The 11,871-nt window shown below is 44.5% G+C and carries 10 protein-coding genes; 7 read left to right on the top strand and 3 right to left on the bottom strand.

Annotated features, from left to right (window positions below; translation table 11 throughout):
- Window positions 1–127 precede the first annotated feature (127 nt).
- Together CA598_RS10525 and mtaB are read left to right on the top strand one after the other, a co-directional pair.
- Window positions 128–892, top strand: a complete 765-nt coding sequence (locus CA598_RS10525) for an RsmE family RNA methyltransferase (RefSeq protein ID WP_042190982.1) — start codon at window positions 128–130, stop codon at window positions 890–892.
- A gap of 3 nt (window positions 893–895) precedes the next feature.
- Window positions 896–2,239, top strand: a complete 1,344-nt coding sequence (mtaB, locus tag CA598_RS10520) for a tRNA (N(6)-L-threonylcarbamoyladenosine(37)-C(2))-methylthiotransferase MtaB (protein ID WP_094876463.1) — start codon at window positions 896–898, stop codon at window positions 2,237–2,239.
- A 92-nt stretch (window positions 2,240–2,331) separates the two neighbouring features.
- Here mtaB and CA598_RS10515 read toward each other — a convergent pair whose 3' ends face one another.
- Both CA598_RS10515 and CA598_RS10510 read right to left on the bottom strand, forming a co-directional pair.
- Window positions 2,332–2,658: an AzlD domain-containing protein gene (locus tag CA598_RS10515; protein ID WP_094876462.1), complete on the bottom strand. Its 327-nt coding sequence runs from the start codon at window positions 2,656–2,658 to the stop codon at window positions 2,332–2,334.
- Window positions 2,649–3,383: an AzlC family ABC transporter permease gene (locus tag CA598_RS10510; RefSeq protein ID WP_094876461.1), complete on the bottom strand. Its 735-nt coding sequence runs from the start codon at window positions 3,381–3,383 to the stop codon at window positions 2,649–2,651. The genes CA598_RS10515 and CA598_RS10510 overlap by 10 nt, the downstream gene beginning before the upstream one ends.
- A gap of 211 nt (window positions 3,384–3,594) precedes the next feature.
- Between CA598_RS10510 and CA598_RS10505 the strand changes: the two genes are divergently transcribed.
- The 4 genes from CA598_RS10505 (at window position 3,595) to CA598_RS10490 (ending at window position 9,186) form a co-directional block, all read left to right on the top strand.
- A complete protein-coding gene (locus tag CA598_RS10505; RefSeq protein ID WP_094876460.1) occupies window positions 3,595–5,823 on the top strand; it encodes a hypothetical protein in 2,229 nt (742 codons plus the stop codon).
- Between the two features lie 158 nt (window positions 5,824–5,981).
- On the top strand, window positions 5,982–6,542 hold the full coding sequence (locus CA598_RS10500; RefSeq protein WP_042190972.1) for an ECF-type riboflavin transporter substrate-binding protein: 561 nt from the start codon (window positions 5,982–5,984) through the stop codon (window positions 6,540–6,542).
- Between the two features lie 110 nt (window positions 6,543–6,652).
- On the top strand, window positions 6,653–8,359 hold the full coding sequence (locus CA598_RS10495) for an ABC transporter ATP-binding protein (RefSeq protein ID WP_094876459.1): 1,707 nt from the start codon (window positions 6,653–6,655) through the stop codon (window positions 8,357–8,359).
- On the top strand, window positions 8,356–9,186 hold the full coding sequence (locus CA598_RS10490) for an energy-coupling factor transporter transmembrane component T family protein (RefSeq protein ID WP_179283638.1): 831 nt from the start codon (window positions 8,356–8,358) through the stop codon (window positions 9,184–9,186). The genes CA598_RS10495 and CA598_RS10490 overlap by 4 nt, the downstream gene beginning before the upstream one ends.
- Before the next feature lie 52 nt (window positions 9,187–9,238).
- Here the strand turns inward: CA598_RS10490 and CA598_RS10485 are convergent, their stop codons facing one another.
- Window positions 9,239–10,225: a Na/Pi cotransporter family protein gene (locus CA598_RS10485; RefSeq protein WP_094876458.1), complete on the bottom strand. Its 987-nt coding sequence runs from the start codon at window positions 10,223–10,225 to the stop codon at window positions 9,239–9,241.
- A 99-nt stretch (window positions 10,226–10,324) separates the two neighbouring features.
- Here CA598_RS10485 and CA598_RS10480 point away from each other — a divergent pair, with 99 nt between their 5' ends.
- Window positions 10,325–11,749: a class I SAM-dependent rRNA methyltransferase gene (locus CA598_RS10480; protein ID WP_094870311.1), complete on the top strand. Its 1,425-nt coding sequence runs from the start codon at window positions 10,325–10,327 to the stop codon at window positions 11,747–11,749.
- Window positions 11,750–11,871 lie beyond the last annotated feature (122 nt).

Genomic DNA, 11,871 nt, shown 5'->3' with positions numbered 1-11,871 from the left:
ATAAGAAAGTATAAGTTTCACACTATACTTTATGACTTATATTTCTCGTTTAAACGCTTACAGTCCTTATAGGGACGCCGAAGGCGTTTATACTTGTTACTGAATTTATGAACAGGATGATGATGAGATGCAGCGATATTTCGTTACACCGGAGCAGTTTGGTGCGGATACCGTGAGAATTGATGGGGAAGACGCCCGTCATATCGCTAAAGTGATGCGTGGTAAGGCAGGGGACAAGCTTATTGTTAGCGATGGTGTTTCGCGTGAGGCATTAGTAGAGATTGCGCAGATTGAAATTGGGGAAGTCACTGTGAACATTCTGGAGTCCCTGGAGATGACGCATGAACCTCGAATTAAAATTACAGTCGCACAGAGCTTGCCTAAAGCCGATAAGATGGAAACTGTCATTCAGAAGTGTACAGAGATTGGTGCTGTAGGCTTTGTTCCTTTTCTGTCAGAACGCACAATAGTGCAATACGACGAGCGTAAAGAAAGCAAACGACTGGATCGCTGGCGTAAAATTTGTAAGGAAGCTGCCGAACAGGCTCATCGGAACATCGTTCCGTCTGTAGGATCACCTTTGTCCTGGAAGCAGCTTTTACAGACTTTTAGTGAATATGATGCTGTTTATTTCTGTTATGAAAAAGAGGAAGGCTTGCAGCTTCGAAGCAGCGTTGCTCCATGGTTAGCATCGCTTTCACCGCAATCTGGCGGGAAAGTTATGGTTGTGGTTGGTCCTGAAGGAGGTTTTACTCCGGAGGAATGCCTCAAGGCAGAAGAAGCCGGGGCAGTATCCGTAGGACTGGGACGGCGAATTCTGCGCTGTGAGACAGCGGGCATGGTTGCCGCTGCTTGTATATTATATGAATCTGGAGAAATGGGAGGAGCTTAAGAGATGCCATCCGTAGCGTTTTATACTTTAGGTTGTAAAGTGAATTTCTATGATACCGAAGCCATTTGGCAGCTATTTAAAAATGAAGGTTACGAGCAGGTTGATTTCGAGGGTCCCGCCGATGTATATCTGATTAATACTTGTACAGTAACTAACACAGGTGACAAAAAAAGCCGTCAAATGATCCGACGCGCCGTGCGCCGTAATCCAGAGGCCATCGTAGCCGTAACAGGCTGTTACGCACAAACCTCTCCTGGGGAGATTCTAGATATTCCTGGAGTTGACCTTGTCATCGGTAACCAGGACCGCGATCAGATCATGACACATGTGAAGAATATTGAAGCCTCACGTCAGCCGGTCAATGCTGTGCGTAATATTATGAAGACACGTGAGTTCGAAGAGATGGATGTGCCAGGCTTTGCGGATCGGACGCGTGCCTTTATGAAGATTCAGGATGGTTGTAACAACTTCTGCACCTTCTGCATCATTCCATGGTCGCGTGGACTTTCGCGTAGCCGTGATCCAAAAAGCATCGTAGCTCAAGCGCATCAATTGGTAGAAGCAGGGTATAAGGAGTTTGTGCTAACGGGTATTCATACCGGAGGTTACGGTGATGATCTTGATAATTACCGACTTTCCGATTTACTGTGGGATCTAGATAAGGTAGATGGTCTGGAACGGGTGCGTATCAGTTCTATTGAAGCTAGTCAGATTGATGAGAAGCTGCTTGAGGTGCTGAACCGCTCCTCCAAAATGTGCCGTCATCTGCATATTCCGTTACAAGCCGGTCATAATGATGTGCTGAAAGCGATGCGCCGTAAATATACGACAGAAGAGTATTACACCAAAATGCAATTGATCCGCCAGGCGATGCCAGATGTCGGGATTACCACTGACGTTATCGTTGGATTCCCGGGTGAGACCGATGAGATGTTCCGTGCCGGATACGATTTCATGAAGGCTGTAAATTACTCGGAGATGCATGTATTCCCGTATTCCAAGCGGACAGGTACTCCTGCAGCGCGGATGGACAATCAGATTGATGAAGAGATCAAAAATGTACGTGTGCAGGAGCTGATTGATCTATCCGAAGAAATGCAATTAGCATATGCCCGTAAGTTTGTAGGAAAGACGCTTAGTGTGATTCCGGAAAGATCCGCTAAAGGAGCTCCGGGCCGTAATATCCAGCATGGATTCAGTGACAACTATTTGCAGGTCTTCTTTGATGGAGAGGATTCACTTCAAGGAGAACTTTGTGAGGTGAAGATCACCGAAGCTGGTGTGAACGAATGCCGAGGCGAATTGGTCGGGGTTAGTCAGAGCGGTCTTAAGCAGGCTGTCCTTTAAGTAATAGACAGAAGTAAGTAGACAACAGAGCAGCCAACTTCCGTTAGTGGAGAATGGCTGCTCTGTGTTTTTGTTGCTGGGTATGGAGTAGATCAAAAAAACATTCGAAGGATCATAATCGAAACAATCCCCGCCAGCACAGTTCCTAGCAAACTCCGGGTCTTTATAGCGATCCAAAAAGTAGGGATTGCCGCAAAAAGCTCAACGTTATTAGCTATAGGTGAGAATTTTCCATCATTTAAGAGGATCTCCTGACCTATTAGTGCCGCCATAACAGAGATAGGAACATAATTTAACCAGCGCATTCCCCATTCAGGCAATTCGAATCGGCTTAGAATCATTAATGGAACCACCCTTGGAATGAAGGTTACCAAAGCCGCCCCTAGAATAATCAAAAATACATCCCATCTCACTTCCATTTTTCAAGCACCATCCCTACTGTTGACGCAATGACCGTTGCAACAATGACACCTACACTACCGGAGAATACGAAGGAGCTAGCTACAGCGATGATTACTGCTAGGATTGCGACAACTAAATCAAGTTTTATTTTATTACGATCAATCATGGAAATAACAAGGATGCCAATGAACATGGCAGGTAAAGCAAACTGTAGACCGAATTGATCTGGATCAGAAATCCACTGTGCCAAAAAAGCTCCTGCTATATTCGCAATAAACCAATTTAAATAGGCAGTGAGATTAAGGCCATGCATCCATTTTTCACTGATTTGTTGCTTATTCACTGTTTGATTAATAGCAACTCCAAAGGTCTCATCTGTCAGCAGGGTTCCAACCAGCATGTTTCTCAGTGGGGTAAGATGCCGGAAATAAGGTGAAAGAGCTGCACTAAGCAAAATGTGACGAAGATTCACGATAAATATCGTAACAATAATAGCAACAGGCGAGCTGCTTACAGCTATCATTCCAGCAGCTATAAACTGTGCTGAACCGGCATAAAGCATCAGACTTATCAAGGCAATCTCAGCAATGCTCAGCCCGGCGGTCTTTTGAACAACACCTGCTGCAAGTCCAATGCTCAAATAACCGAGTAGTGTGGGAATGCAATCTTTTACCCCTTTAAGGAAGCTATCTTCCTCTATTGGAGTAGGGATTGTCTCTAGTTGAAAGTTCTCTATACTCATCGTAGCCCCCTTGGTTCAAAAAAAGAATGTAGTAGCTAGCATATTACTTCCTAATATATTGATCAACCCTACACCTGATTATCTAGTCTGAAAGTCCTGAATTTGGCTTTATGGAGTTATAGGGTAAACACTTGGTGTACAATTGTCGATATAAGTAAAAGAGTGTGGGGATAAACCACCAAACGACATTATAACCTAAGGGAGAGAACAAATGACTGTGTACAGGAAAATGACGAAAATGCTCCTCATCATGATATTGTTAGCTACTGCGGTTTTTCCGGTAAGTGTCTTTGCAGCTGCCGGCGATATCAACTCGATTGAGTTTGAAAGCTCAGCCAAACTGCAGCTTACGGTTGGACAAACGCCAAAGCAACTGAAGATATATGCGAATGTAGAAGGGTCCTCCTCCAAAAGAGATGTGACGGGTGCAGTGGTATGGAATTCTTCTAACACTAACGCTGTAAAAGTAGTAAATGGCTTATTGACTCCGATAGATAGCGGAAAGGCTATTATTACAGCTACTTATAATCATGCACTCGCTACTATAGAAGTAGAGGTATCACATCCGATCAAAGAATTGAAGCTCGAATATAGCTCCGAAGGGAACTATAAATTGGGTGACGAAGAGGATAAACTGTTGGTCAAAGCCAATGCGATTGGTGGCGAAACAGCGACTTCTGCCAAGGATGTAACGGCTGATACCACTTGGAGCAGCTCCAATACAAGCGTATTGACGATTGCAGAAGGTAAGATCACACTAGCGGGTGAAGGTACTTCAACCATTACTGCCAAATATAAGGACTTAACAGCAACCTTTAAAGCGGTAGTGAAATTGCCTTATTCTGAAATTGAGCTTAAAAATGATAAGGGCATCGTAATTAAGGAAATTGAAATGCTCGTTGGTGATAATCCGGTGAAAGTAACTGCGTTTACCAAAGAGACTACAAAGACGACCCCAAATGATATTTCAGAGAAAGCGGAATGGTCTTCTTCTAATACAAGTGTCGCTACTGTAGACAAGGGAGAAATCAAAGTACTGTCCGCAGGAAAAGCTGTAATTACAGTATCTTATCTGGGGATTACACAAACTGTGGATGTATATGTACGTGCTCCTTACGAGGCGTTATTGCTTACTCCATCAGGCGATCAATTCTTGTTTATGGGTGAGAGCTTGAACGTTAAAGCAGAAGTTCGAGATGCTGCGAATTCCACTCCGAATGTATCCAGTAGTGCAGTATGGAGTTCGGACAACCAACTCGCGGCGACGGTTACTGCGGGTACTGATGCTGCAGCGATCACCGCAAAAGCAGTGGGAACATCGGTTATTAAAGCAGAATACAGAGGGATTAGTAAAAGCTTTAAGTTGATGGTATATCCTACGATTACAGAGTTGGAAGCTGATAAAACGGAACTGGACATGTACACAGAGGATTCCGTAAGTTTGCCAAAGGTAAACGGAACTAAGCTAGACGGCACGAAGCTGGATCTCAGTCAAGAAATTGAGTGGACTTCTGCCAATGATGATATTGCCACCATCAAAGATGGCAAGCTCGTTGCTGAAAAGGCTGGTACTGTTAATATTGTCGGCAAAATAAAATCAGAGAATCCTACCTCCTCCAAAGCGGCTATCCGGGAAAAAAGTGTTGTAGTGAGTGTTACAGTTAAAGATAAGGTTCATATTTTGCTCGGACCAGAGGAAAACGTTGTGATTGTTACTGGTGAAGAGAAGGCTGTTCCTGAAGTCAAAGCTGTGATGGAAAATGGGAATGAACTCGATGCTACAGGTACTATGGAGTGGGAGATTACCGGTACGAATGCAATTATCAAGACAACCTCTTCAGGCAAGGTAATCAAAGGACTAGTGAAGGGTTCTGCCACTTTAAAGGGAACCTACGCTAATAAGACTATTAGTATCCCGGTTACTATTGAACAAAAAGTTACTAAAATTGTTGTAGAACCGAATGCGATTGAATTGAATATTAAAGGTTCTAAATCCATAAAGGTAACGGCTTACTACTCTAATGGTAAGACGGGGAATATCTCCAGCAGCATGAATTGGGAGTCCTCGAATGAAGCTGTTGCCACGGTTAAAAGTACATCTGTTAAAGCCATAACAGAAGGAACTGCGACGTTATCAGGTTCTTACCAAGGGCTCGCTGCTAGTGTCAAAATTAATGTAGTTCCTAAGCTAATGAAGTTGACTGTCAACGAGACTAGACTGAAGATGGCTCCGGGAGCTGTTCAGAATGCAGTTGTGATTGCGCAGTATGATACGGGGAAGACCGCTATTGTTACTGGAAGTGCGGCGTGGACTAGCTCTAAGCCTTCTGTAGCTAGAGTATCTGCTAGCGGTCAGATTGTAGCTGTGAGCAAAGGAACGGCATCCATTAAAGGAAAGATTGGTACCAAGACAGTGACGGTTACCGTTACTGTGAAATAGATGAAGCAAATCATATAATAACTCTATAAGTGGTTTGGGTCTGCAAAGCCAACATTAATGTTGGCTTTGCAGATTTTTTTATTTTAATCTATATTAATTCCGACTATTCCGATGTATAATTACATAAAATAAAAAGAAGCTTTGGGGGAGATGAAAATATGGCAAAACAAAAGGTGTTATCGATTAAGACGATTGTTGCGATTGGTATCGGTTCTGCTTTATTCGTTATTTTGGGCAGGTTCGGTTCGATTCCATCCGGAATTCCAAACACTAACATTGAGACTACATACGCTTTACTGGCATTGTTTGCACTATTGTACGGTCCGTTTGCCGGATTACTCATTGGCCTGATCGGACATACACTGAAGGATGCGATTTTTTATGGTTCCCCTTGGTTCAGTTGGGTGATCGCTTCTGGAATTGTTGGGCTCGTTGTTGGGCTGCTTGTGGCTAGAATTGGGATTCATGATGGGGAGTTCGGACGAAAGGAACTGATTCGTTTTAATCTGGCCCAGATTGTCGCTAACGCAATCGCCTGGTTCTTAGTAGCACCTGTACTGGATATTCTAATCTATGCGGAACCGGCGAATAAAGTATTCACACAAGGACTTATCGCCGGAGCATCCAATATAGTCACTGTGGCAGTGATTGGTTCTCTACTGGCAATAGCATATGCAAAGACAAGAACGAAGCAAGGCAGCTTGACCAGAGAAGCCTGAGTAGCATATAATCCAAACCAAAAGCCGGTGGAGATCACCGGCTTTTTTATGGCTGTAAAACATATAATGAAAGTGAAATTCTTCAAACGAAGCTAAGAGGAAGGTCAAGGATGAAAAAAGCAGTGATTGAATTTAAGGATTTTAGTTTTCAATATCGAGCACAGCAGGAGCCTACACTCACAGATATTAACTTAACGATTGCCGAAGGGGAGAAGGTACTTATTGTGGGACCCTCTGGTTCTGGGAAAAGTACACTGGCTCATTGTATAAACGGACTCATCCCTTTTGCTTATAAAGGTGAAATGTCTGGATCATTGCGAATTATGGGTCTGGAGCAGAAAGAACTTAGTATTGCAGCATTGTCGGATCAGGTAGGGACTGTACTGCAAGACCCGGATGGACAATTTGTTGGATTAACGGTTGGAGAGGATATCGCCTTCAGTCTGGAGAATCACGCGGTCCAACAGGCCGAAATGATAGAAAAGGTAGTGGCTGCAGCAACAGCCGTGGATATCCACGAATATTTAGGAGCGTCACCTCAGGAATTGTCAGGTGGTCAGAAGCAAAAAACGACCTTAGCTGGCGTTCTAGTTGGTGATGTGGACATCCTGTTGTTTGATGAGCCTTTGGCAAACTTAGATCCATATACCGGCACAAAAGCAATTGAGCTTATTGACCGAGTGCAAAAAGAGACCGGTAAAACGGTTATTATTATCGAGCACAGGCTCGAGGAAGTACTTCACCGTGCGGTGGACCGCATTATTGTGATCCATGACGGACGCCTTGCGGCGGATATGCCAGCCGCTGAGCTATTAAGCACGGGCTTACTTTCAGAAGCAGGCATTCGGGAACCTCTCTATTTAACGGCTTTAAAGTATGCAGGATGTACGATTGCATCAGATATGAATCCGCAGCATATAGATGAAATTCAGCTGGACTCTTGCTCCAGCAAGCTTGAGTACTGGTATGATAACAATAATTCGCAGCAGGATAAACGTGAGAGTCTACCTATCCTTGAGCTACGTGATGTTTCATTCGGTTATGAGAAGAGCAGACCAGTACTTCATAAACTTAACCTTCTTATTCATAAAGGAGAAATGGTCTGTATAGCTGGGAGAAATGGGGCTGGGAAATCCACGGTATCTAAGCTTATCTGTGGCTTTTATAAGCCCACTTCCGGTTCGGTATTGATGAACGGAAGGGATATTGCCAAGGATACGATTAAGGAGCGGGCAGAGCGGATCGGTTTCGTGATGCAGAATCCTAATCATATGATTTCTAAGACGCTTTTATATGATGAGGTTGCGCTAGGCCTTAAATTACGAGGGGTGTCTGAGGAGCTTATTCGTGAGCGAGTGCATCATGTTTTAAAAATATGCGGTCTATACGCTTTTCGTAGCTGGCCCATCTCTGCGCTCAGCTACGGTCAGAAGAAACGTGTGACTATTGCTTCTATTATGATCCTGGAGCCGGAAGTGATCATATTAGATGAGCCGACTGCAGCACAGGATTATAGGCACTATAACGAAATGATGGAATTTCTTTTGACGCTTCGTGAACAGGGAATGACGGTCATTATGATTACGCATGATATGCATCTTATGCTGGAGTATGCCGATAGAGCTGTAGTGTTGTCTGATGGTGTTAAGCTTGCTGATGATAGCCCTGAACGAGTGCTAACCAATTTAGAAGTAGTGAGGACTGCTAATTTGAAAGAGACCTCACTATTTACATTGGCTATGAAGGTCCAATTGGATCAGCCAGAAGAGTTTGTAAGAAGATTTATTACATACGACAGGAGGAGCCGGGGCGGATGAAGGCCACAATGTTAACTTTTACGAAGCAGGATTCACCTGTTCACCGTCTTACAGGCGCCACTAAGCTGATTTTATTTATAGTGTGGTCTGTGACAGGGATGATTACATATGATACAAGATGTCTAATAGTGATGCTATTATTTAGTTTGATTGCCTTTAGAGTCTCTAAAGTTCAATTTCAGGATTATGCTTTTGTACTATATTTTATCCTGATCTTCTTTGTGCTTAATCATATAGCTATCTTTATTTTTTCTCCATTGGAAGGTGTAAAGGTATACGGTTCACGGCATGATATTGTTCATCTTGTAGGTCGGTATACCGTAACATATGAGCAGCTATTCTATCAATTAAATATTGCCCTTAAGTATGCAGTGGTCATTCCCATGGCACTGTTGTTCCTTCTAACGACAAATCCTAGTGAATTCGCAGCGTCTTTAAACCGGATTGGTGTGAATTATAAAATTGCATATTCTGTATCGCTTGCGCTGCGGTACATTCCGGATATCCAAAGAGATTATGAGAATATTTCGTTCTCCGCTCAGGCACGGGGAATAGACATCTCTCGAAAAGAAAAGCTGCCTAAACGGCTTAAAAATATTATTTCAATTCTTATGCCTTTGATTCTGACCAGCATTGAACGCATTGAGAATATTAGTACGGCTATGGAATTACGTGGCTTTGGAACACAGAATAAACGGACTTGGTACAGCAGTCGTCCTTTCTCAAGAAATGATTATATTGCTTTGATCTTATTCGCTCTGATTGCAATCACTACGACGATAATCACTTTTTATGATGGATCGCGGTTTTATAATATTTTCGATTGAAGTATAATAGTACAGTTGTGGAAAGTTTGGGTTCAGGCGTTACAGTAACTCGTTACGATAGAAGACGTTTCTCCAGTCTTGACCATACAGGCAGGTAACATAATGGCAGTGCGATTATCGAGCAGATTATATTAAAAATAGTCTGGGCATGGGCGATCTGTGAAGAGGGGCCTCCGCCGATCCAAGCAGCGGTTGCTTGCAGGGGTCCGAGAAGTGGCAGGAACAATAGTGCACCGCCAACATTGAGTGCAACATGCGACCATGCGACGAAGACGCCAGAAGACGAGCCGCCGATGGAAGCGATGACTGCCGTGAGGCAGGTGCCGACGTTGGCGCCGAGCACGATGGCTATGCCAAGCTCTGTGGGCATGGCACCCGACGCAGCAATGCTCATAGCCATGGCAATGACCGCAGCGCTGCTATGTAGCAGGGCTGTTAAGCAGGCACCAGCGGCGATTCCCCACAAGGCACTTGTGGCCGCATGATCCAAGAACCAAAGGAATAGGCCGCTCTCCTGAAGTGTCCCGCCGATGGACTGCATAACTGCGATTCCCCATAAGACTAAGGCGAATCCTGATATAGCCAGGCTGATGAATTGCAGCGGCTCTGATATTTTCAGGCACAGTGCTGCTGCCCGTGACGTATGAGGTAACTCGCCTGCTATAACAGCTGCTGCCCACAAACTCAGCGAGGCAGCCAGCAATGGTGTAGCCATAGTATTGATCTGAAGTCCGATGAGTTCGGTGGTCAAAGTGGTGCCGATGTTGCTACCTAAGATAATGCCAAGCGTACGAGCATAGGTGAGCAGACCGGCATTTACCATGCCGATCGTTAGTACAGTTACAGCCGTGCTGCTCTGAAGCAGGGCTGACAGTACACTGCTTGCGATCAAGCCTTTGATAGGTGTAGAGGTTGCCTTATTCAGACTTGTTGTTAACAGAGGGCCTGCAAGCTTGGACAATGCTGTCTCCATTAGCTTCATGCCAGCCAGAAAGATAACCAAACCATATATAATAGGAAAAAGCAGATCACGGAACATAGGGCATACTCCTTTGAACGAGGGTTGTACACCAATATATGAAAGTAACGAGTAGGACATGTATAAAATCATTTTTAGAAAAACAGGGAGTTGAAGTCATTGGCATCGGTTAGATTAGAACGCAATCGCAAAAAAAGATTGGAACAGGGCCATCCATGGGTCTATGCAGGTGAAGTTGCATCAGTAGAAGGAAACCCGGAAGCAGGGGGATTAGTTGATGTTCTTAATCATCAAGGCCGTTTTCTGGCGGTAGGATATTACAATCCAGCGTCGCAGATTCGGGTAAGAATTGTATCGCAGGGACCTTTGGCTATCATGGACACCGCCTTTTTCGCAGAACGGTTTACGAATTGTCTGCAACATAGAGAACGTTTCCTGCCTGGGGCGGATGCTTATCGTTTGGTTTATGGTGAAGCGGACTTTTTGCCAGGTCTGATTGTGGATCGGTTCGGCGATATTCTGGTTGTGCAGCTACTTACACTCGGAATGGACAAGTGTCGTACAGAGATTGTTGAAGCACTTGTACAGGTTATGGCACCGCGTGGTATTTATGAACGCAGTGATGTTAGTGTACGTGAACTGGAAGGGCTGGAGCAGACTACAGGTGTGCTGTACGGGGAATGCCCAAGACATGTTACTGTAAGTGAAAATGATCTGAAGCTGGTAGTAGATATCGAAGAGGGCCAGAAGACCGGTTATTTCTTTGATCAGCGTGAGAATAGAGCATCCATTGCGCCTCTCATGAAAGGCTGGGGTGGACGAAGCGGAATTACACTGCAAGAAATAGAAGCAGAAGATGGCTCGTTACAAACTTTGCCGGTAAATAAGAGTGGTAAACACGTAACCTTCCCTTATTGGGATGGTGCTACAGTGCTGGAGTGCTTTTCGCATACAGGCAGCTTCACGCTGCATGCTTGCAAGTATGGCGCGAAAAAAGTAACCTGCCTTGACGTTTCCGCTCATGCTATAGAGAGTGCTAAGGTTAATGTGGAGCTAAATGGCTTTACTGATCGAGTGGAATTTGTAGTGGACGATGCTTTTGCCTACCTTCGCAATCAGGTCAAGGGGCTGGAGGAACGTTCGGAGCGGGCGACGGTTGCCAGCGGAACGGAATCAACAGTAACGACTACAAATGCTAAATCCGGAGGCAAAGCCGCCAAAACGGACACCTCCAAGCCTATGACAGCAGGTGGAGGTAGAACTTGGGATGTAGTTATCCTAGACCCTCCAGCGTTTGCGAAAACTAAAAGTGCAGTAGCAGGCGCTTGTCGTGGTTACAAGGATATCAATCTACACGGCATGAAACTGGTGAACGAAGGCGGATATTTGGTTACTGCAAGTTGTTCTTACCACATGCAGCCGGATCTATTCCTTGAGACGATTGCCGACGCAGCTAAAGATGCAGGTAAAGTATTGAGACTTGTGGAATGGCGTGCCGCAGGTAAAGACCATCCGCAGATTCTAGGTGTTAACGAAGGACACTATCTGAAGTTTGCGATTTTTGAAGTGCGGAGTAAGAAATAAGCTGGCTGTTTATATAAGTAATGGATTTTAATCCGTAAAAGGAGTCTTCGATCGAGGCCTCTTTTTACGGGTTTTTTTGCTATGTTCTCAAAAGAGCTGAATTCGGGATTTACAAGATTATG

Source organism: Paenibacillus sp. VTT E-133291 (assembly GCF_002264395.1).
Lineage (GTDB): Bacteria > Bacillota > Bacilli > Paenibacillales > Paenibacillaceae > Paenibacillus_AQ > Paenibacillus_AQ nitricinens.
This window is presented reverse-complemented; position numbering and strand designations above follow the sequence as displayed.